Source organism: Flavobacterium sp. UBA4854 (genome assembly GCF_002399805.1).
Taxonomy (GTDB): Bacteria; Bacteroidota; Bacteroidia; order Flavobacteriales; family Flavobacteriaceae; genus Flavobacterium; species Flavobacterium ginsengisoli.
Window position 1 is genome coordinate 1 of record NZ_DHEI01000140.1, and the last position, 21,535, is coordinate 21,535.

Below are 21,535 nucleotides of genomic sequence, written 5' to 3' on the forward strand. Positions count from 1 at the left end.
TTAGCTATTATTCAGGAAAAAACAAAAGCTTTCGCTAAAGAAAATCAACTGGTTATTTTTACAGGCGGGACAGGTTTGTCTCCTAGAGATGTTACGCCTGAAGCTTTAGAACCAATTTTAGAAAGCAGAATTCCAGGAATTGAAGAAGCAATCCGAAATTATGGACAACAGAGAATGCCTTATGCAATGCTTTCAAGAAGCGTTGCAGGAACTTTAGGCAAAACTTTGGTTTTGGCTTTGCCGGGATCAACAAACGGAGTGAGAGAATCGATGGATGCTGTTTTTCCGCATGTAATGCACGTTTTTCATATTTTAAAAGGAAAAAATCATGATAGCCTCTAACACTATTTTGGCGGATGGTTTTGGGCGCAAGCATAATTATTTGCGCATTTCGCTGCTGGAAAAATGCAACTTGCGTTGTACGTATTGCATGCCTGCGGATGGAATCGCATTATCTCCAAAAGCTAGTTTAATGACGGCCGATGAGATTTTTGCCATTGCCCAGACTTTCGTGAAAAATGGTGTTGACAAAATACGATTAACAGGCGGTGAACCTTTGCTAAGAAAAGATTTTCCTGAAATTGTGTCTAAATTATCAGAATTAGAAATTTCACTTTCGATTACCACAAACGGAATTTTAATTGACCGCCATATTGAGGTTTTAAAGCGATTTAATATTAAGAAAATCAACTTGAGTTTAGATACTCTAGTTGCTGCAAAATTTCATTCTATAACACTTAGAAATCAGTTTGAGAAAGTAATTGATAATCTGCATTTGCTTTTGAATAACGATTTTCAAGTAAAAGTAAATGTGGTTTTGATAAAAGGTTTTAATGATACTGAAATTGTAGATTTTGTAAAACTGACTCAATTTCTGCCAATTTCTGTTCGATTTATCGAATTTATGCCGTTTGCCGGAAACGAGTGGGACAGGAGCAAAATGGTTTCGCAGCAAGAAATTTTATCTTTAGTAGAAACTCAATTTTCATCAAAAGAAATTCAAAAATTAGAAGACGAAAAAAACTTCACTTCAAGAAATTATAAAATAAAAAACTTTCAAGGTGATTTCGGAATTATTAGTTCCATAACAAATCCGTTTTGTGACAGCTGCAATCGCATCCGCTTGACGGCTGATGGGAAAATAAAAAACTGCCTTTTCTCAAATTCAGAAACCGATTTGCTGACTGCTTTTAGAAATGGAGAATCGATTACGGAGTTAATTTCAAAATCCATTCAAAACAAAAAGAAAGTTAGAGCAGGAATGTCAACCGTTAATGAAATAAATGATCCAACACTTCATTTTGATAATCGCAGTATGATTGCGATTGGAGGTTAGGTTTCTCGAGAATTCACACAATATTGTCATTTCTCCTTCCTCGAAATGACAAAACTGTATTTTTAAAAAGAAAAAAAAAGGTTTAACTTTTTAAAAGTCAAACCTTTCTCAGAATGCTATTTTTTCTTTTTAGTTTTTGCCTTAGCCTTTTTCTGAGCGACAGCTTTCTTTGCCGCAACTTTTTTAGCTTTAGCTTTATCTTTTGCTTTATCTTTTGCTTTTTTAGCTTTTTCTTTTTTCTTCGCAGCAGCTTTTAGTTTCTCTTTTTTAGCTTTTTCTAATTTTTTGATAACTGCTTTAATTGCTTTTTCTCTTTTCTTATCCTTTTCCTTTTTGGCTTTTAGTTTTGCTTTAAGCTTTGATTTTATATCGTTTTTTTCTTTGCCAATTTTTTCTACAGTGACAACAGGTTTGCTTTCTGAAACATCATTGGTTTTAATTTCTACAATTTCAGAAACGATAGGTTCCTTTTTTGCAGGAGTTGCAGCTACTTTTTTTACTGTTGCTCTTGGCGTAGTTTTAGAAGCCGCTCTTACTGGTGTTTTTGCTGCCGGTTTTACAGTAGCAGCCGGTGCTTTTGCAGCTGTAGTTCTTGAGGTAGTCGTTTTTGCCGCAGGTGCTTTTGTTGCAGTTCTTGTTGTTCTTTTAACCGTTGTCTTAGTTTCTGGTTGTACTTCTGTAGTGGTTTCTACAGCTGTTTCTGCTGGAGCATCTGTGGTTTTTTCAGCAGAAACCGATGGATTTCTTTTTATCATAATTGTATTTTTTATTGAGTAAATAGATCTTAACCAAGTGGCTCTAAAGCTTTTGAAGTATAATGCTTTAACCGAAATTCTTAGTTAAGCTAAATATACGCAATTTTTGAATACAAAACGCGATGCTTTTTTAGAACTCATTAATTTTCAATTACTTCTAGGATTTTAAAATTACTTTTTGGTGCTTCGCAAAGAGAACAGCAATAGGTTTCTGGCAAATTTTCAAATAAAAGGCCTTTAGGAATTCCTTGAGTTTCGTCTCCGTATTCAGAATTATAAAGTGTTAAGCATTCCTGGCATTGGTATATATCTAATTGCGGTTTTTCTTTTTTCTGCAGTTTTTCAGTTGTTTCTGAGGTCGAATTTCCAAGTTCTTCAAAGTATTTTCGGCTTAGCTCAATTAAAATTGTCGGAAGTTCCAGTTTATCTATATCTTGAGAATGCACAATATATTCTCGTGTATTTGGGTCAAAATTCTTCGCAAACAAAACATTATAGGTATCCCTTATTTTGATGGATTCTAAAGCTGTCGGAAGTTCGTTTTTTTCGATAATAATAGAAGTAAAATAATGCCCATCACGATTGTATTCTGAAATTCCGAAATTCAATCCATAAGTACTGATATCGAATTGATCTAATGTTCGAACTAAGAAAGTTTTTAGATTCAAAGCCCATTCTGTTGCTACAGGCAAATGCCAATTTAATTCCAATAAAGAATGACGAACGTTGATACCGCGTTTTCCTAAGAATTTTTCCCATTCTAGTTTTCGATCCTTCGGAATTCCTTTTATAATGAAAGATTTCCAAGGAGTGATGCAGATTTTTCCGATTTTGCATTCAAAACACAAATCGCACATTTCTTTTAAGAAATCTAAATCGTATAAATTATTTCTCCAATACAAACCCAACCAATATTGATCAATTCCCATTCTGTTCATTCCTTCGTAATACGGAAATGGGTAAAAAGGAATATTCAATGGTTTGTCGATTGTTCTATTGTTTGTATCTAAAGCTTCGCTTACCAAAGTGAAAAGCAGTTCGATATCCGTTATATCTTCTTCGGAAATCTTTTCGATTTCGTAATAAATCTTAGCCAAGTCCCAGCTGTAAATCAAAACAGGATAAACTTCTATTTTCTCCCATTTTGGGAGACGAATGTATAAATACCAGTAATCTTCATGTTCTGAAGCTATAAAGTTTAAATGTCCTGTAAACAAAGGAACCAATTGCTGCTTCGGATCGGTTATGTTGACTTTAAGTTTTGGCTGTTCTTTAAATTCTTCCAAAATATATAAAAACCTATTTCCGGTAAGCCAATTGGTATTTCTGAAAATATCAGTAGAAACATAAGACGAAACGATATTGTTACCGCTCTTTTGATCTGGATAAACAAAATGATGTTTGCCTAAAGTGGTTTTGTCTAAAGATTTAAATCCTTTCGGAAAAATAATATCTTGTCTAGAGCCAAACGAAATCGAATCCAGACCTTCTTCCAAAGCGATATTTACAACTTCCAGTAATTCTCCTGGCGAAATAACGCCTCCTTTTACTATTAATCTTGTTAGTTCCATTTTTATTTTTGTTTCAGGTTTTCTTTGTTTGAGGTTTCAAGTTTCTGGATTGTGTTGATTTAAACGCAAAGAGCGCAAAGGTTTTTCGCAAAGTTTTGAAGGTTTATATTCTGTGCAAAATTATTTTCTATCGAAAAAGTTCGCAAAGCAATACTTAAAATTTTTGTTCAAAGCTTTGTGAACTTTGTCTACTTAAAAAAAAACTTTGCGAAACTTTGCGAAAAACCTTTGCGCTCTTTGCGTTAAAATTTATGTTCAAAGTAAAGCAACTTGAAACCTGAAACCTGAAACCTGAAACCAAACAAACTATTTACACTTCGCCAATATCTCCTTAACTTCTGTTTTACAACTTCCACATCCTAAACCTGCTCCTGTGTTTTTGCATAATTCGGTGAAATCGTTCACGCCGCTTTTAATGGTTTCTTCAATGTTTCCAGCTCCAACTTGACTGCACGAACAGACTAATTTTCCTAAAACTGGTTTTGCATTTGAACTTCCTCTCAAAAGAGTATTTCGTTTGTCTGATAATTCGATTTTGCTTTCAATCATCGTTTTGAATTCAGCGAACTCATTTTTATCTCCCATTAAAATGGCTCCGACCAAAAGATCGTCTTTCACGATGCATTTTTTGTAATAGCGTTTCTTTAAATCGGTAAAAACAATTTCTTCGTACGAATCGTCATTTTCAGGAATTGTTAAATCGCCAATACTGCAAAGGTTGATGTCTTCTAATTTTAAAATATTCATTAAAATCGAACCTTTGTAATAACTGCTAATATCACCAGCAAGGAAATTTGCGAGAATATTAGCTTGTTCTTCGGCAGCAGAAGTAATTCCGAAAAGTTTGTTTTCGAATTCTGCTATTTCTCCAATGGCAAAAATATCTGGATTTGAAGTTTGTAAATACTGATTTACTTTCACGCCACGTCCGCAAGCTAATCCGCTTTCGCGTGCAATTTCAATATTCGGAATTGTTCCAATTGTATATACAATTGCATTTGCAGTAATGATTTTTCCGCTTTTTAAAGCAATTTCGATTTCGTTTGAATTATCAGTTTCAAAAACAGTGCTGACTTCATTATCAAAATAAATCTGAATGTCTCTAAGCTGTACTTCTTCAGCCAATAATTTGCTTGAAATTCGGTCTAACTGACGTTCCATCAAGCGAGAAGCCCTTTGAATTATAGTTGTTTTTACTTTTTTATGTTTTAAAGCTGCAGCTAATTCTAATCCTAATAATCCGCCGCCGATAATCACTACATGTTGTTCTTCTGGCGGAAGATTGGTAGTGTCTAAATGTTTTTTCAAACGATCAGCATCTTCTTTTCGTCTAACAGTAAAACGTCCAGGAAGATGAAGCTGTGCATTTTCGGGAACGAAAGGACGGCTTCCAGTTGCCATAATCAACGAATCGAAAGTATGAATTTCGCCTTGACTATCTATAATTGTTTTTTGTTTTGGATCTATTTTATCAATAGAAACTCCTGCTTTCATAGTGATTTTTAGTTTATTGAAAGTTTCACCATCTTTAACTTTTAAAAGCTGTTCCCAAGTGAATTCTCCCGTCATGTATTCAGGAAGCAAAACACGATTGTAAAACGGATTTACTTCATTCGAAAAAACAATAATTTCATCGGTTGAATTGAATTCACGATAGTTTTGAATGAATCGGAAAGAAGCCGCTCCAGCACCAACAATCGCAATTTTCTGAAATGGTTTTACGTATTTTTTAATTGAAACCGTTGTGAACTTAAAGTCAGGTTCTTTTGAAATTGGATCAACAACCGTATTCGTTAAATTGTTGGTTCGGTTTAAATCATTTTCGAGTTGTTTTCCCCAGTGCATCGGCAGAAAAAGAACTTTTTCTTTGATTGTATCGGTGACTTTCGCTTTTACGCGAACTTCTCCATTTTTGCTTGAAACTACGACAATATCACCATCTTTGATATCGTTTTTAAAAGCATCAATAGGATTTATTTCTAAAAAAGGACTTGGAATATGTGTTAGTAATCTAGATACTTTTCCAGTTTTCGTCATCGTATGCCATTGATCTCGAATTCTTCCCGTTGTTAAAATAAAAGGGAATTCATCATTTGGCTGAACCGATGTATTTTCGATAGAAACAGGCAGATTAAAAATTGCTTTTCCAGAAGGGGTATAGAATTTTTTATCTGTAAACAATCTTGGAGTTCCCGGATGATTGTAATCTGGAACCGGCCATTGAAAAGTGCCTTCAGTTTTTAAACGGTTATAATTTAAAAACGAAATATCAATATTAGTGTTCTTAGTAAGTGCGCAATGTTCTTTGTAAACTTCTTCGGCACTGTTGAAATTGAATCCGTTGAAATTCATTTTTTTAGCAAAACGAATCAAGATTTCAATATCTGGAAGTGCTTCTCCAGGTGCATTGATTCCTTTTGGGAGATAGGAAATACGACGTTCCGAATTGGTCATTGTTCCTTCTTTTTCTAACCAACCCGCAGCAGGCAATAATAAATCGGCAAATTTGGCTGTATCTGCATTATGTGAAATATCCTGAACGACTACAAATTTAGCATTTTGAAGCGCTTTTTCGGCTCTTCTAGAATCGGGTAAACTCACTAGCGGATTCGTGCAGATAATCCAAACCGCTTTCATTTTTCCTGATTCTAAAGCTTCAAACATTTCCGTCGCTGTTAAACCTGGTTTGTCCGAAATCTCATCAACACCCCAAAAATCTGCCACTTCTTTGCGATGTGTAGGGTTTGCAATGTCTTTATGCGCTGCCAAAAGTGTTGCCATTCCACCAACTTCGCGTCCGCCCATTGCATTGGGCTGACCTGTTAATGAAAATGGTCCAGAACCTGGTTTTCCGACTTGTCCCGTCAATAAAGATAAATTCAGCAATGCCGTATTTTTATCAACTCCAACGGCACTTTGATTTAATCCCATTGCCCAAAGCGAGATAAATCCTTTTGCTTTTCCAATAAGATCAGCGGCAAGTTTGATGTCGTTTACAGAAATTCCACAAAGTTTTGAGGCTTTTTCAAGTGAAGTTCCTAAAACTAAGTCTTTGTATTGTTTGAAATTTTCAGCATTATTTTTTACAAAATCATGATCTACATAACCTTTCTCGATAATTCGTCTAGCGATAGCATGATATAAAATAATATCTGAACCCGGAATAATCTGCAAATGTAAATCGGAGAATACGGCAGTATCTGTTCGTCTTGGATCTATGCAGATTATTTTAGTTTTCGGATTTTTCTCTTTGTGTTTTTCTAATCTTCTGAAAAGAATAGGGTGGCACCAAGCAGGATTTGCTCCTGTAATTAAAAAAGTATCTGCCAATTCGATGTCATCGTAAGCAATGGGTACAGAATCTTCTCCAAAAGTTTTTTTATAACCGACAACCGCAGAACTCATGCAAAGTCTGGAATTGGTATCGATGTTATTGGTTTTGAAATAACCTTTTACCAGTTTATTGACTAAGTAATATTCTTCAGTTAAACATTGTCCAGAAATATAAAAACCAACGCTGTCGGGTCCGTGTTTTTTTATAATAGAAGTAAAAACTGCAGCAGCGCGATCAAGAGCTGTATCCCAACTCACGCGTTCGAGCGGATAATTTTTACTGCCTCGCATTTCTGGATATAAAATTCTGTCGGAAGTATCGTTAACTACGTAGTGCAGATTCATTCCTTTAGAACACAACATTCCTTTGTTTACAGGATGATTTTTATCGCCTTCGACCATTACACCATTTTTAGCATCGTTAGTCACGATTATACCGCAGCCAACGCCACAGTAGGAACAGGTAGTTTTGATCTTAGTACTTTGCATCGTTTCTCGGTTTTAAATAAATCACTTACTTAAGTTGAAACAAAAATAAGTATTTTTTAAGTATTAATACTTAATTTTTGATTTATTTTTTTACTTTTGATAAAAAGAAATGAGGAACAACAAATTAGTTTTGAATGTGCTAAAAATTAGAACTCATGAAAGAAGAGCAAGCAGTATGTTATTCCTGTACAAATGAGAATTGTTTTATAAAGAAACATTTGCATTTACATCAGATGGCAACTTATATTTCTAAAAAACAGAATATAATCTGTAAAAAATCTAATCGTTTTATTACCGAAGGTGCACCATTGCAAGGACTTTACTTTATATGTAAAGGAAAAGCCAAAACGGTAAAAACAGGAATTAACGGTCGTGAACAAATCGTTCGTTTAACCACAAACGGAGATATTATTGGTTTCCGTGGATTTGGAACGAGCAAACGCTATTTGATTGGCGCCTATGCTCTTGAAGATACTGTTTTGTGTAATTTTAGTAATGAAACCATGATGGAAATTTTACAGCACATTCCAGAATTCACATATGCTTTAATGTTATTTTATGCCGAAGAATTAAACAAAAGTGAAAATAATATTCGCAAGATCGCTCACATGAATGTTCGCGAACGTGTAATTGATTTGTTGCTTTATATTCATCGTAAGTTCGGACAAAGGAATGGTTTGATTGATATTGAGCTTTCGCGAAAGGAAATTGCAGATTTTGCAGGAACAACAGAAGAACAAGCAATTCGAATTCTATCAAGTCTTAAAAAAGAAGCTTTGATTAAAACCGAAGGGAAACGTGTTGGAATTTTGGGAATTTCAGAATTGCGATCTGAAATTATGGAGCATAAGTATTTTTAATCTAAGGTTCTAAGTTGCTAAGATTCTAAGATGCTAAGGTTTTATGTTGATGTAAAAATTTTGATTTTTTTGTAGAGACGCACTGCAGTGCGTCTTTACCGCATGCGTCTACGTCGAGTGTAATTTATTTTTTTCTGCCAATAAATCGAATTACAGAACCCGTTCCGTTATGAAACAAGCCTTCACTGAGTTCGATTTCTTTTTCTTCCAATTCGATGATTTCGTAGTTAGGGAAATCAGCTTTGATTTCTTCTATTGAAAAAAGAGATTCAATGTCTTTTGGTCCGCCTACTTTTTCATTTTTGGTAACATATTCTAAATGTTTTTTGCTGAACGCTTCGAAAATAATAATACCGTTTTTGCTTAATAATTTATCAAGCTGTTGATGAATTTCTGATTTAATTTCAGCTGGAAAATGTGCATAAATTAAAGCTATCGCACCAAATTGTTCCTTCTGAAAATTTAAAGTTTCCAATTCGCCAACTTGATAATCAAGTGAAACATTATTGTTTTCTGCTAAACGAAGCGCTTTGTTTCTGCCTTCTTCACTTATATCAAATGCTGAAACTTTCCAGCCTAATTTCGCTGCAAAAATGGCATTTCTTCCTTCGCCTTCGGCTGGGAAAAGTATAGAACAAGGATTAAGCTTTTCAATTTGTTGTTTTAAGTAATTATTGGGTTCTTCGCCGTATGCAAATTCTTCGCTTTTATAACGGTCGTCCCATCTTTTAGTCCAGGTGTTGTTCATTTATTAAATTAAATTTTAAGAGTTAATTTTAAGAAACCCAAGTTTCTTCAATTTCATCGATTATCCACTTTTGATTTATTTTCTTTATATAAATTCTAAACCCCTGTCCACAAAGGTTTCCGCAAGCAAATCCACCATTTAAAACTCCAAACTTTTTATTTTGATCAAATTGTATTCTAGAAAAGAAAACAGCTCCTGAAAAATTGAAGTTGTATTTAGTCAGCCAAATTCTGCCTCTTTCTTTTGGGAACTGATTTATATGTCGTAGTTCAAATCTGTTATTGAGTTTGATTTTTTGAAAGTCAAGGATATATTCATTGTAAATTTTTTCTTTGGGAACAAATGCTTTGGTGTTTTTAAAGTGTTTTTCAAGATATTCTTTTAAATCTTCGTTGCTATATTCAATTATAGGATTGAATGCAATTACGATTTTAGAAGTGTCCTTTTTAATTTTTTCAGTATTAATTTTCCACTCTAACAATTTTTGTTTTTGTTCTTTTGTTGCTTTTGTACTGTCAACACCAATATAGTGCCCTGTTTTATCAAATATTGATTCACCATACTTAGGAGGAAAGTTAGTAAATAGCCTTGTATCCATGCAAGTTGAATCAATTAAGCTCGGAAAAATTTCGGTCATTACGTTTTTTTCAAATTCCAAATCTGAAATTTCCTTTTTACAGCTTGTAAATAGTATAATAGAAATAATAAATAGTAAGGCAGCGAGTTTCTTCATTATTGTATTATTGATTTGATGGTCAGACATATTTTAAATTAAAGGTCTCAAATTATAAGGTAAATTTAATGATTAAAGGTTTGTGGTCGCTATACAACGTCCAATCTTTATAAGCGCCAATTTCGACGCTTTCTAGAACTTCCATAAAATCATTTGAAGCAAAGCAATAATCAATATGATAAGGCTTATTTTCTTTTTTATGAAGGTATAAAGTTGGATGTTCTTCTTTACCTTGAATTTGATTAAAGTATTTATGATAAGTGCTGAAAATATTCTTTTCGGCTAATTTGTTTACAACAGTTGTATGATTTCCTTCTCGACGTGGTTTGTCCCAAATGGTGTTGCTGTTAAAATCTCCAATTAAAATGGTTTTAGTTTCTTTGATTAAATCTTCATAAAAATGAATCGCTTTCCAAATCTGAGTTACGTAAGCGCCATCTTTATCAGCGGGATTATTAGCCCAAATAGCAAATAAAGTAAAGTCAATTTTTCCGCCTGTTATGGCAATTGGAAGGATGTTTTTGAAAGTTGGATTATGGCATTCTAACAATTCAAATTTATAATCTCCAAACGAAAAAATACCAATTCCTTTATTAGGATTTTCGCCGTACCAAAGAATATCCGAAGGTAATTTTATGTGATCTGGAAATTTGAGTTTTTCAGGGCTTTCACACTCAGAAATTACAGCAATATCAGGATTGTGAGCGAGAAGGAATTCTGCTTTTTTTCTGAATGCCATGTTGCAATTCCAAGCGATGATTTTCATTTGAAAAATAAATTAATTCTAACTCAAATATAATGATTAAAGACCGAAATAAATTTCTACAAAATCAAAAAAAAGACCCTTTCTCAGAATAGAAAAAGGGCAGTTTATATATTTAGATTTCTTTAATCTTAACCAACAAATTTTGTTTCTCCGCTATTTATATCAATTTCAGCAAAATTATGTTTTCCGATAACGATAAGCAGTTTGTTTGAGTTGTAACCAACATATCTAATTTCTGGGTCACCTTTTTTTGGTTTTCCGCAAACAGAAATAACATTGGTTTGCCATTTCAATTTCTTCCTTTTGTAGGCAGATATTGTTTGTAAATCATTTTCAACATAATAAATAATGTTGTTTTTCTTTATGCCTCTTTTTTGCGTTTTTGCAAAATTTATTTCTGAGTTTTTAGAAATTAAGGCGTCATTGTACTTTTGAGCAATGCCTGTCTGCGTGACAATAAAAGTCACCAGAGATAATTTTAGAAATGGTTTCATTAGGATAGAATTGGGGGTTCATAATCGATTCAAATATAAATAATTAAAGTATATAATGAGTTTATATTAGATCAAAAAAAATACCCTTTTTTCGAAATGAGAAAAGGGTAAAATTTTTAAGTTAATTTTCAAGAAAAATTATTTTTTCCAGCTAAAAATTTTCGGATCAACAGAAATCATTAACCAAGCCCAGTTATTGGTATGGCTAGTATCTCCGCCTTTAACAAATTCCATTGTTTTAGATCCAAACATTTGAGAATAACCTCCAGTTACCGTTACGTTTTTCCTGAAATTATATCCAAAAGTTGCGTCAACCTCAGTTCCTAAATACGAATCTAATTTTTCATTTACTGGTGTAACTACATCAGCAGCAGATAAGAATACGTGCGGAATTAAAGCAAATTGCCACTTATTGACATTATAATTCAATTTGATAAAAGCATCTTGCAGACCAACGTTTTTCAGATGATTTCCAACATAAAAATAATCCATGTAACCGTTAAGTCCGTGATTAGTTCCAAAAATCGGATTGAATGATTTGATTACCGTGCTTCCGTCATTTGAATCTTTTCCTGATAAAAATTCGTAGCCCAAACCAACTTTGAAGGCATTAGTAATATTATATCCAAAATTAGCTGCAGCATTCCATGCGCTTACTTGTTGATCGGTGTTTTTTCCAGTTTGTCCGTACAGCCAAAAGCTGGTATCAATTTTTCCTTTTTTATAAGTTAAATAAGGTCCAAAAGTTTGCATGTAATCTACTAATAGCTTAGTAGAAGGAGCAGGATTAGGAGCATATTCATAACCTGTATTCAATAATAAAAAGCTAGCGCCTAGATTTTCGTTGAATTGATTATGATACCAAGCATATTGCATAGCTTTATAATTTGCAACTGTATAAGGAGTTTGAACGACATTTTCTGCTGTTGAATTATAAGCCCCACCAAAATCTAATTTTTGTTTTTCAGTTTGATAAGTTACGATAAGTGCGTCATGGCTTTGACCTTGTTGTGCCCAATCCATTTCACCCAAAATACGCTGATTATCATAAGAAAGAACCTGACGTCCCATTCTAGCACTCCATTTCTCGGTAAAATTATATTGTGCCCAAGCCTCAAAAACAGCCACTCCATTTTTATCTGCAACCGTTGCCGGAGGGACATCTCCCCATGTTCTGGTATTTTGAAAAGTTAATTTTACAATTAAGTCGTCTTGTTTGTAATTAATGCCTAAGCGAGAACGCTGTGAAATTTGTGATGTTCCTTCTTGACCATAAGATATTGGTTGTTTGTATCCGTTTCTATATTCAAAACGTGGTCTGAGTTGAAGGTTTACATCTAATTCTTGTGCTTGGATTTCGAAACTTAATCCTACGATAAGTATTAAAATTAGTTTAAGTTTTTTCATAAAATTGTTTGATTTTTATCGAAGGTAAATTTATAAGAAAAAGCCATGTTTTACTATGACTGGAATCATATTTCTAATTTTTTTTTAATCTAAGTCTAATATGCTGGTTCTAATTTTGCTTTACTTACTTTGATTTGTTTCTTTTTAGATAGTTGTGTTATAGTGTAATGCATCCAAACCAGGCAGACAGTTGAAAAGATTAGAATAAAGATCCATGAACTAGACCAGATTCCGGTTGCCGTTAGTAAATATCCGAAGATAATTGGACCGAAGAATCCACCTAAACCGCCAATCATTCCAACCATTCCGCCAACAACACCAACTTCATTTGGAAAATATTCTGGAATGTGCTTGTAAACTGCAGCTTTTCCAATTCCCCAAGAAATTCCGATTAGAATTACTAAAATCAGAAACACCCACATATTTGCATCAAACTTAATCACAGTAACACCTCTTGCAATTAGTTCTTTTTTAGCCACGCTTTGATTGTGCGCGACTACAACATCTTGCCAACTTGATGTGGTTGGAAAAATAGTGCTTTCATTAGTGTTGGTTGTTTTTTGGGCAATTGGATATTCTTTATCACCAACTTTTACGGTTTTATCACTGATTTCGTTTACAACGCCTTTTTTAGCAGCTAGAATTCCCGGACCAGAAGTGGTGATTTCCATTTTAGGAATTGATAGCAATGCACTCAAAATTACTGAAGAACCCAAAACCCAATACATTACTTTTCTAGCTCCGAATTTATCTGATAAATACCCGCCGAATGCACGAATTACTCCTGAAGGTAAACTAAACATTGTTGCAAATAAACCTCCCATAACTAAACTTGTTTGATATACGTTCATGAAGTTTGGCAATAGCCATTGTGAATAAGCCACAAAACATCCAAATACTAAGAAGTAATATGCTCCAAAACGCCATACTCTTTGTGATTTTAAAGGCGTAAGCATTTGTGAAACAGATTTTCCGTTGCTTTCTATTTTTTTATTTCGAGCGAAAATTAAAAAGGCAATGCCAATTATTACCAATGAAATAGCATACATAACAGGCAACACTTTCCAGCCGTTTTGCGGATCATCTATTGAAAAATGGTTTAATAATGAAGGAGCCAAAAAAGTTGTAATTGCAGCACCAGCATTTCCCATTCCGAATATTCCAAGCGCACGACCTTGCCATTCTTTTGGATACCAGATTGAAGTATAACCAATTCCGACAGCAAAACTGGTTCCGACCATTCCAAATAAAAAGCTTAGTAAAGCAAACATGGCAAAACTGTCAGCATAGGGAAGGAGAAACAGCGGAATTGAACAAAGCAGTAATAAAAGTGAAAAAACATATTTTCCTCCAAATTTATCCGTAAGGATTCCGATTGGCAGACGCATGATAGATCCCGTTAAAATTGGAATTCCTAAAAGCCATCCAACTTGAATAACATCCCAATGGAAAATTCCGTTATCAACTAAAAAGGTTACTAAAACCCCGTTTAATGTCCAGCAGGCAAAACACACTGTAAAGGCCAATGTGTTCAAAAATAAAATTTTGTGTGATTGCGATAGTGAATTTGTATTTTTCATAGCACTTATATTTTTATGTAAAAATAAGTACTATAACTTAGTTGAAACCTGCTAAAACGCAGTTTTTGAAAAATAATTACGTATTTATACGTATTTTTTTTAAATTAAAGAATACTCAGTCGCTTTATTAGAAAGTTCCATTAAGTTTTTCACTTTCAGCTTTTTCATTAAGTTGAAACGGTGTACTTCGGCAGTTCGTTTACTAATATCTAAAGCTTCAGCGATTTCTTTGTTTCCTTTTCCTGATAATAAAAGCGTAAGTATTTCTTTTTCTCTTTTTGTAATCATCATTTCTTCACCTAAAGTTTGTTTAGGTTCTAATGATGCAGACGAATTTGTTAATTGTCCAATTAAAATAGAAGAGATATCGCCACTGAAATATTTTCCTCCAGCAGAAACAGTATGAAGCGCTTTTAAAAATTCTTCTTTGCTTGAACCTTTTAGTAAATAACCATCAGCTCCAGCTTTTATAGATTTCAATACATATTCTTCTGATTCGTGCATCGAAAGCATGATGATTTTTACATTGTTTTTCTCGTTTCTAAGTTTTTCTACTACCTCTATACCAGTTAGATTAGGCATACGAATATCTACTATAAGTAAGTCAGGTTTAGTTGACGCAACGACTTCAAGTGCATCTGCACCATCAATAGCTTCGCCTACAACCTCAATGTTTGCTTCGTTTTCCAGCAAAGATTTGATTCCGTCTCTAACAAAAACATGGTCATCTGCTAATACTACACGAATGATATTACTCATAGTTTACTTAATTTAGATTCTAGATTTTTACGTATATTCATCTATAAAGAAGACGCTAATATACGTAATTTTTTAGATTTTTAATTCTAAGATTAAAATTTCTAATGTTGGGAATTTTAAATTTCAAGGATAAAACGGTAAATTCTGAGAAAGTTTTACATCAAGTTTGTCATCTCGACGAAGGAGAGATCACACTAGAGATTTGACAAAGATTGGCGATTTAGATTGTGGAGTTTCTCGTGTGATCTCTCCTTCGTCGAGATGACAAATAGAACGTTTGATCTTCTGACTAGTAATAATTATCTTTTGAAAACGACTGCCCGCGAGAGGGATAGGAGCAGGCTACCGAAGTAGCGCGGATAGCCCGACAGCATCCCGATAAGAGGGCGAATAAAGACAAAGTATATTTGCCCTCTTATCGGGATGGTGGCTCGCCCAAATGAATTAGATAATTAGTTAATTTGGCAATTAGATAATGTTTAAAATTACTTTAATTATGTAATTGACACATTATCTCATTTGAGAATCGGAATGTTGAATGTAATTCTCGTTCCTTCGCCTGGAATGGAGTTCATGAAAACGCGACCGTTGATGTATTGGATTCTTTCTTTCATGAATAAAAGCCCCATTCCAGATTCGCTGTTGCGTTTTTTGTCGACTGAATTAACATCAAAACCTTTTCCGTTATCATCAACGATGATACTTAGAAGTGTTTCGCTGTGTGAAAGTTGTACAATAATATGAGAAGATTCGGCGTATTTGATGGCGTTGTTTATGGCTTCCTGCGTAAGTCTATAAATATTGATTTCTATTAACGAATCTAAACGTTGGTCAAAATCGGTTTTGTTGTAGAAAAGGATTTCTTTTCCCGTTAGTTTAGAAAGTTCTTGCGTAAGTTTTGAAAGTGACGAAACAATTCCGTGATCGCTTAATTCTGGTGGCATTAAGTTGAAAGTCGCCGTTCTTACACCTTTTATAATATCCAAAGAAAGTTTCTTTAAATACTCAATTTTTTGTTCTGATTTTTCTCTGTCATCGAGATTGATACTTTCTAAACTGAATTTTAAACCCGTAAGCATTTGACCGATTCCGTCGTGGATTTCTTTGGCGATTCGGTTTTGTTCGTTTTCCTGATTTTCAACAATTTTGCTAGAAATAATCTTCTGCTGATTGATTTTTTCCGTTGTATTTTCAAGGTTTAAGCGTTCGACTTCACGCTGTGCTTTTTTGCGTTCGGTGATGTTGAAACAAACAATCAAAAGTTCTAATTCGTCTTTTTTGATCATTACGGGAACCATTGATAAATCAAGCCAGATTTCTTTTTCATCTTTATTGATGATTTTGATTTCGCCTTGCCAGCCACTTCGTTGCTTTTCGAATATTAAGCGATCAAAATTGGTTTGTTCTTTTTCGTCAACGGTTAAAACTTCAGAGAATTTTTTGTTGGAAGAAAACTTGGTGTAATTTAAAAGTTTGGCAAATTTTTCTCCAATATGAATGATCGAGCCGTCTGGCGAAATTCTGCAATAAAGCAATGTATTTTCCATCGCATAATTCAAAGATTTTAATTCTTTTACAGAGTTTTCTTTGATTTCGCTGATGATTTCGGTGTCGTATGCCAGTTTTAAGGCTTTCTTTTCAGAAGATAAAAGCTGGGCAATTAACCTTTCAATTTTCTTGTTGGTTGGTTTAAAAATGAAGAAGAATTCTAGAAGCAGAACAAGTAGTGTAAAACCGAAAATCCAATATTCGATTCGGCGTTGTTCTGTTACTTTTTCGTGCGCTTCAAGATCGTATTGGGTTACAATTTGATTCATTTTAGAAAGGAAAATGCCTTCGTTTTCTAAAATAGTTTGAACCAGTTTTTGATTTTCAGAAGCTGATTTTTTTTGTTGTAAATTCAATAGAAAAGAATCGACTGTCTCAGCAATTTTATTGAAAATCGGATTGATTTCCTGATACAATTTATTTAGCGTTTCACTTTTTTCTTTTGGGAAAGCTAAACTATCGTTTCCGTTTTCTAATGCATTTTGGTTTTTCTTCCAAAGTGCTAAAACTTCTTTTAAGTGCGAAGTTTTTTTGGCCGTAGCCGAATCAGAAACGTAATGTAAAATCAGTACTTCTTTGACAATTTTCTGGCTCAGCATTCTCTGTTTTCCAGAAAAATTGATGATCTTAGAATCGCTTAATTGCTGATTCAGATTGTATTGAACGAGAAACTGACTGATTATTATGGTTAAGGCAATAGTAAGAAGGGCAAAAAAATACAGTCGTCGTAAATTTTTGAAAGTGATTTTTTCTGCAGCTTCCTGATTGCTTTTTTTCATATCTTTTTACAATCCTAAAGAAGCTTTTATTAGGTTTAAGTTTTCTTCCGAATAATTGATTTTTAAAGCTTCCTGATGTCCTTTGTCTGACATTTTATCCCAAGTTTTTTTGATGATGTTTTTTAGTTTTTCTTCGTCATGTTTGTGAACAAAGGGCTCTAAATAATATTCTAAAAACACAAGGCAAATTACATCTTCTAATAATTGGGTTTCAGCATCTTTTTTAAGTAGTTTTTTTTCAATTAGAAAAGAAACACGATCAATAAAAGCTTGATTGTAACCCGCTTTTTCTAGAATTTCAGCAGTAGTTTTTGCGTGGAATTTTTTTAATTCTTCTCTCCATTTCAAATAACCAACACGATCCATTGGGTAAGATTCACGAGCGACTTTCCATCGGCAGATATGCTGTGCTTTTGAAGCAATCTGAATTTCTTCTGAAGCATTTGGTTCAAACTGCATCAGTTTTTCGTACATCCTGTTTGAATACAATAATTCTTTTGGATATTCTTTGTTTTGGTCTAATTCGATGTTTGGATCCTGAGCGTTTTCGGCGTCAATCCATTCGCTTGCTTTTTGAAAAGGTGTAGTCATTTTTTGGTTTGATAATAGAATTTCAAAGATACGGAATTAAGTTTTTTTTCGCCACGAATTTCACGAATTAGCACGAATTATTGTTTTGTTTTTTTGCCACAGATTAAAAGGATTTTTTGGATTTAATCTGCATCGTCAAGAGTATTACGTCAGATTTTGTCATTTCGAGGAACGAGAAATCACACTTGAAACTCCGTATAGAATGTCGCCAATCTTTGTCGACTCCCGAGTGTGATTTCTCGTTCGTCGAAATGACAAGATTGCGTGCTTAATCTACAAACCCAACAAAAACTTCATCTTCAACAATCTTAATCGGATACGTTGCAATACTATAATCTTCGCCGTTTAGATTTGAACCATCTACTAAAGAAAAAGTCTTTTTATGCATCGGACAAGCGATTTTTGGAATATCGTCTGTAGAACCAGTCATTCCTCTTGACAGCACCATTTCCATTTTGTGCGGACAGGCGTTTTGGCATGCGTACCATTCGTTGCGACGTGCAAAATTGAAAATCGCAATTTGTTTGTTTTTGTATTTGATACAGCCTCCTCGGTTGGTTGGAAAATCTTCTACTTTACCAGCTTTGAACCAAATTGTTGCATCGCTTGCGTGAACTGTTTCGTATTGATTTAAGATTTCTTCCATTTTGATTAAGTTTTTGGTTCCTGTTTCTTAGCCCTCTTTTTAGAATCAAGAGAGTTTGATGGCGCAGTAAAAAAGAGGGTAAGAGGGACAGCAACGTTTAATGATTTTTTTTGGAGCTTTATGTTGTTTTGCCACGAAGGCGCAAAGGCGCTAAGTTTTTTTAAGTTTTTGTAATTTGACTTTGTGTCTTTGTGTCTTTGTGGCAAGATTTTTTTTAAGTCCAGGCTTTTGGCATTTTTTGATCTCTTAACGGAACAAAAGCGATATTGTCGTCTTTTTCATCAGAGTTTACGAAATGGTTGAAACGTTTCATTAATCTTGGTTTTTCTAGAACTTGTTTCCATTCGCATTCGAAAGTGTTAACTAAAGTCTGCATTTCGGCTTCTAAAGTTTCACAGATTCCTAAACTGTCTTCGATGATTACTTGTTTCAAATATTCTAAGCCTCCGTCTAGTTTTTCTAACCAAGTTGAAGTTCGAATCAGCGGACCAGCGGTTCGGATGTAATACATTAAAAATCTGTCCATGTATTTAATAACCGTTTCTTTGTCGATTTTCTCTGCTAATAAAACCGCGTGTTTTGGATTTGCACCTCCATTTCCTGCGATATATAAATTCCATCCGCCTTCAACAGCAATTAATCCGAAATCTTTTCCGCGGGCTTCTGCGCATTCGCGAATGCAGGCTGACACGCCACCTTTTAATTTATGAGGAGAACGGATTCCTTTATATCTGTTTTCTAGTTCGATGGCAAAACCAGCGCTGTCGTCCATTCCGTAACGACACCAAGCGTTTCCTACACAGCTTTTTACGGCACGAAGCGATTTTCCGTAAGCGTGACCGCTTTCAAAACCATTGTCGATTAGGATTTTCCAGATTTTAGGTAAATCGCTCAAATGCGCTCCGAATAAATCGACTCTTTGCGCTCCTGTAATTTTAGTATATAAATCGAATTGTTTTGCCACTTCGCCAATTACGATTAGTTTTTCAGCAGTAATTTCTCCGCCGGCAACTCTTGGAACAACAGAATACGTTCCGTTTCGTTGAATGTTCGCTAAAAATCTGTCGTTTGTATCTTGAGTTGTAACATGTTTGTTTGCAGTATCATTATAAATACTTGAGAAAATAGAAGCTACAACTGGTTTGCAAACCTCGCAACCATCGCCTTTTCCGTGATGATCTAAAACATCATAAAAATTCTCATATTTGTTGATTTTTACTAGATCAAATAATTCCTGACGCATGTAGCTGAAATGCTCGCAGATCACTTCTTTAACTTCTTTTCCTAAAGATTTTTGAGTCGCTTTTACCAAATCAGAAACCATTGGTTTACAGCCTCCACAACCAGAAGTTGCTTTAGTTGCTTTTACAACATCTGAAAAAGTAGCGCAGGACTCGTCTAAAATTTTACAACAAATTGAACCTTTAGTGACATTTTCGCAAGAACAGATCACTGCTGTGTCTGGCAAATCCATTACGCTTCCTAAAGAAGAACCTTCAGAACCATCGCGAGAACCTAAAATCAAATCTTCAGGATTTTTTGGCAATGCCATTTCGTTGATGTAAATCTGGAAAAGCGAATTGTAATCGCTGGAATCTCCAACTAAAATTCCGCCTAACAGTTTTTTAGAATCTTTGGTAACGTTGATTCTTTTGTAAACGCCACTTAGTTTATTTTCATAAATAATAGCAGTAACGTCATTGTTTTCTATAAAAGGATCACCAAAACTTGCAACTTCAACACCAATTAATTTCAATTGTGTTGACATATCGATGGTTTCTCTCATGGTTTTCTCACCATTTAAGATTTGCTCAGCAGCTACATCGGCCATTTCGTAACCTGGCGCAACAAGTCCGTAAATGTTGTGATTGTAAAGCGCTGCCTCGCCAATCGCAAAAATAGAAGGATCCGATGTTCGCATTTGATTGTTTACCACAATTCCGCCTCTAACGCCAACTTCAAGTCCTGAAACTCTTGCGAGTTCGTCACGAGGTTTAATTCCGGCAGATATAACCAACATGTCTACTTTTAACAATTCGTCGTTTGCAAACATCATTCCCGTTATACTTTCTTTTCCGTCAATATATTGTGTTGCTTTGTTTATATGAATACCAATGTTTAATTCTTCAATTTTTGATTGAAGCATATCGCTCGCGCCTTGATCCAATTGTCTCGGCATCAATCGAGGAGCAAACTCCACCACATGCGGATTCAATCCTAAATCACGAACGGCTTTCGCTGCTTCTAATCCTAATAAACCTCCACCTAAAACCGCAGCTTCTGTGGCGCCTTTTTGTTTTATTTTTTTAGCGTAAGCCATAATAGCATCTAGATCTTCGATAGTTCTGTACACAAAAACACCTTCTTTTTCTACACCTTCAATTGGCGGTACAAAAGCGGAAGAACCTGTAGCCAGAACTAAGTAGTCGTACGTATGTGTTTTGCCTAGATGTGTATGTATGGTTTTTCCATCACGATTAATATCTGTAATTAACTCAGATGTGTTTAGAATAATATTGTTTTGTTCGTACCATTCAGTAGTCGATAATGATAGATCATCTGCTGTTTTTCCTCCAAAGTATTCGCTTAAATGAACGCGATCATAAGCGCGTCTTGGCTCTTCTCCAAATACTGTGATTTGATACTTTTCCTGTCCTGATTTTGCGACAAACTTTTCACAAAATTTATAACCAACCATGCCGTTTCCAACTACTATTACTCTAATCATGATTTCTTTAATTAAGTATTACTACGCAAATATAAGTATTTGTACTTATAAAAATACGTAATTAATTTATTTTTTTGATCTGAGTACGTTTTGGTAACTACGTATTTTGGCGTAATCTTTTACGTAGTAAGGGTTTTTAAATGATTTTTGATTACTTAGTTTTTTAAAATTTGAAAGGATTCTAAATAAGCATTTCAAAAAAATGTCGTAAATTCATAAGAATTTTACAGGCGTTTTTATAAAGAAACACTTTTTTAAACTGAGATATCATGAAAAAAATACTTTCAATATTGTTATTATCAATTTTAATAATAGGCTGTAAAACGACAGCAAACAAAGATTCTGCAGCAACAACTTCAACAATTTCGACAGAAGAAGATTTAAAATATTATTTTAAAGGAACTGGAAACGA

17 protein-coding genes are annotated in these 21,535 nt (G+C 34.2%); 3 read left to right on the top strand and 14 right to left on the bottom strand.

The annotated features are described in order from the left end of the window. Nucleotides 1–342, top strand: a 342-nt coding sequence (locus B3J44_RS20355) for a molybdopterin-binding protein (RefSeq protein WP_286971119.1), incomplete at its 5' end; no start/stop codon positions are given. Continuing rightward, complete coding sequence (gene moaA, locus B3J44_RS20360) at nt 329–1,336, top strand: GTP 3',8-cyclase MoaA (protein ID WP_286971120.1); 1,008 nt, start codon at nt 329–331, stop codon at nt 1,334–1,336. The genes B3J44_RS20355 and moaA, both read left to right, overlap by 14 nt. Before the next feature lie 116 nt (nt 1,337–1,452). On the opposite strand, the gene B3J44_RS20365 is transcribed toward moaA, so the two are convergent. The 3 genes from B3J44_RS20365 to B3J44_RS20375 form a co-directional block, all read right to left on the bottom strand. Then, on the bottom strand, nt 1,453–2,091 hold the full coding sequence (locus B3J44_RS20365; RefSeq protein WP_286971121.1) for a hypothetical protein: 639 nt from the start codon (nt 2,089–2,091) through the stop codon (nt 1,453–1,455). A 140-nt stretch (nt 2,092–2,231) separates the two neighbouring features. Beyond that, nucleotides 2,232–3,662 carry a rubredoxin gene (locus B3J44_RS20370; RefSeq protein WP_286971123.1) on the bottom strand — a complete coding sequence of 477 codons (1,431 nt, stop codon included), beginning with the start codon at nt 3,660–3,662 and terminating at the stop codon, nt 2,232–2,234. A 306-nt stretch (nt 3,663–3,968) separates the two neighbouring features. Then, the gene (locus B3J44_RS20375) at nt 3,969–7,484 is read right to left on the bottom strand and encodes a nitrate reductase (RefSeq protein WP_286971124.1); all 3,516 of its coding nucleotides are present in this window, start codon (nt 7,482–7,484) and stop codon (nt 3,969–3,971) included. A 155-nt stretch (nt 7,485–7,639) separates the two neighbouring features. Here B3J44_RS20375 and B3J44_RS20380 point away from each other — a divergent pair, with 155 nt between their 5' ends. Beyond that, the gene (locus B3J44_RS20380; protein WP_286971125.1) at nt 7,640–8,344 is read left to right on the top strand and encodes a Crp/Fnr family transcriptional regulator; all 705 of its coding nucleotides are present in this window, start codon (nt 7,640–7,642) and stop codon (nt 8,342–8,344) included. Between the two features lie 124 nt (nt 8,345–8,468). Here the strand turns inward: B3J44_RS20380 and B3J44_RS20385 are convergent, their stop codons facing one another. The 11 genes from B3J44_RS20385 to nirB form a co-directional block, all read right to left on the bottom strand. After that, on the bottom strand, nt 8,469–9,092 hold the full coding sequence (locus B3J44_RS20385) for a class I SAM-dependent methyltransferase (RefSeq protein ID WP_286971126.1): 624 nt from the start codon (nt 9,090–9,092) through the stop codon (nt 8,469–8,471). 28 nt (nt 9,093–9,120) lie between these two features. After that, a complete protein-coding gene (locus B3J44_RS20390) occupies nt 9,121–9,855 on the bottom strand; it encodes a hypothetical protein (RefSeq protein WP_286971127.1) in 735 nt (244 codons plus the stop codon). A 22-nt stretch (nt 9,856–9,877) separates the two neighbouring features. Continuing rightward, entirely contained in the window at nt 9,878–10,591 is a 714-nt protein-coding gene (locus B3J44_RS20395) for an endonuclease/exonuclease/phosphatase family protein (RefSeq protein ID WP_286971128.1), read from the bottom strand. 128 nt (nt 10,592–10,719) lie between these two features. Next, entirely contained in the window at nt 10,720–11,085 is a 366-nt protein-coding gene (locus B3J44_RS20400) for a hypothetical protein (protein ID WP_286971130.1), read from the bottom strand. Between the two features lie 138 nt (nt 11,086–11,223). Beyond that, a complete protein-coding gene (locus B3J44_RS20405; protein WP_286971131.1) occupies nt 11,224–12,492 on the bottom strand; it encodes an alginate export family protein in 1,269 nt (422 codons plus the stop codon). Nucleotides 12,493–12,587: 95 nt separating this feature from the next. Further along, nucleotides 12,588–14,072, bottom strand: coding sequence for an MFS transporter (locus B3J44_RS20410; RefSeq protein WP_286971132.1), 1,485 nt, complete (start codon nt 14,070–14,072; stop codon nt 12,588–12,590). Between the two features lie 99 nt (nt 14,073–14,171). Then, nucleotides 14,172–14,831, bottom strand: coding sequence for a response regulator transcription factor (locus tag B3J44_RS20415; protein ID WP_286971133.1), 660 nt, complete (start codon nt 14,829–14,831; stop codon nt 14,172–14,174). A gap of 515 nt (nt 14,832–15,346) precedes the next feature. Further along, entirely contained in the window at nt 15,347–17,158 is a 1,812-nt protein-coding gene (locus tag B3J44_RS20420; protein ID WP_286971134.1) for a type IV pili methyl-accepting chemotaxis transducer N-terminal domain-containing protein, read from the bottom strand. A 6-nt stretch (nt 17,159–17,164) separates the two neighbouring features. Continuing rightward, entirely contained in the window at nt 17,165–17,749 is a 585-nt protein-coding gene (locus tag B3J44_RS20425; protein WP_286971135.1) for a DUF4202 domain-containing protein, read from the bottom strand. Between the two features lie 268 nt (nt 17,750–18,017). Next, a complete protein-coding gene (gene nirD / locus B3J44_RS20430) occupies nt 18,018–18,395 on the bottom strand; it encodes a nitrite reductase small subunit NirD (RefSeq protein WP_286971137.1) in 378 nt (125 codons plus the stop codon). Between the two features lie 214 nt (nt 18,396–18,609). Then, on the bottom strand, nt 18,610–21,123 hold the full coding sequence (gene nirB / locus B3J44_RS20435) for a nitrite reductase large subunit NirB (RefSeq protein ID WP_286971138.1): 2,514 nt from the start codon (nt 21,121–21,123) through the stop codon (nt 18,610–18,612). Nucleotides 21,124–21,535 lie beyond the last annotated feature (412 nt).

Bases quoted from the DNA above. Each gene is read 5' to 3' on its own strand.
- B3J44_RS20425 (WP_286971135.1), bottom strand. From the start codon at position 17,749: ATGACTACACCTTTTCAAAAAGCAAGCGAATGGATTGACGCCGAAAAC.
- moaA (WP_286971120.1), top strand. From the start codon at position 329: ATGATAGCCTCTAACACTATTTTGGCGGATGGTTTTGGGCGCAAGCAT.
- nirD (WP_286971137.1), bottom strand. From the start codon at position 18,395: ATGGAAGAAATCTTAAATCAATACGAAACAGTTCACGCAAGCGATGCA.
- B3J44_RS20365 (WP_286971121.1), bottom strand. From the start codon at position 2,091: ATGATAAAAAGAAATCCATCGGTTTCTGCTGAAAAAACCACAGATGCT.
- B3J44_RS20390 (WP_286971127.1), bottom strand. From the start codon at position 9,855: ATGTCTGACCATCAAATCAATAATACAATAATGAAGAAACTCGCTGCC.
- B3J44_RS20370 (WP_286971123.1), bottom strand. From the start codon at position 3,662: ATGGAACTAACAAGATTAATAGTAAAAGGAGGCGTTATTTCGCCAGGA.
- B3J44_RS20375 (WP_286971124.1), bottom strand. From the start codon at position 7,484: ATGCAAAGTACTAAGATCAAAACTACCTGTTCCTACTGTGGCGTTGGC.
- B3J44_RS20400 (WP_286971130.1), bottom strand. From the start codon at position 11,085: ATGAAACCATTTCTAAAATTATCTCTGGTGACTTTTATTGTCACGCAG.
- B3J44_RS20410 (WP_286971132.1), bottom strand. From the start codon at position 14,072: ATGAAAAATACAAATTCACTATCGCAATCACACAAAATTTTATTTTTG.
- B3J44_RS20405 (WP_286971131.1), bottom strand. From the start codon at position 12,492: ATGAAAAAACTTAAACTAATTTTAATACTTATCGTAGGATTAAGTTTC.
- nirB (WP_286971138.1), bottom strand. From the start codon at position 21,123: ATGATTAGAGTAATAGTAGTTGGAAACGGCATGGTTGGTTATAAATTT.
- B3J44_RS20395 (WP_286971128.1), bottom strand. From the start codon at position 10,591: ATGAAAATCATCGCTTGGAATTGCAACATGGCATTCAGAAAAAAAGCA.
- B3J44_RS20415 (WP_286971133.1), bottom strand. From the start codon at position 14,831: ATGAGTAATATCATTCGTGTAGTATTAGCAGATGACCATGTTTTTGTT.
- B3J44_RS20380 (WP_286971125.1), top strand. From the start codon at position 7,640: ATGAAAGAAGAGCAAGCAGTATGTTATTCCTGTACAAATGAGAATTGT.
- B3J44_RS20420 (WP_286971134.1), bottom strand. From the start codon at position 17,158: ATGAAAAAAAGCAATCAGGAAGCTGCAGAAAAAATCACTTTCAAAAAT.
- B3J44_RS20385 (WP_286971126.1), bottom strand. From the start codon at position 9,092: ATGAACAACACCTGGACTAAAAGATGGGACGACCGTTATAAAAGCGAA.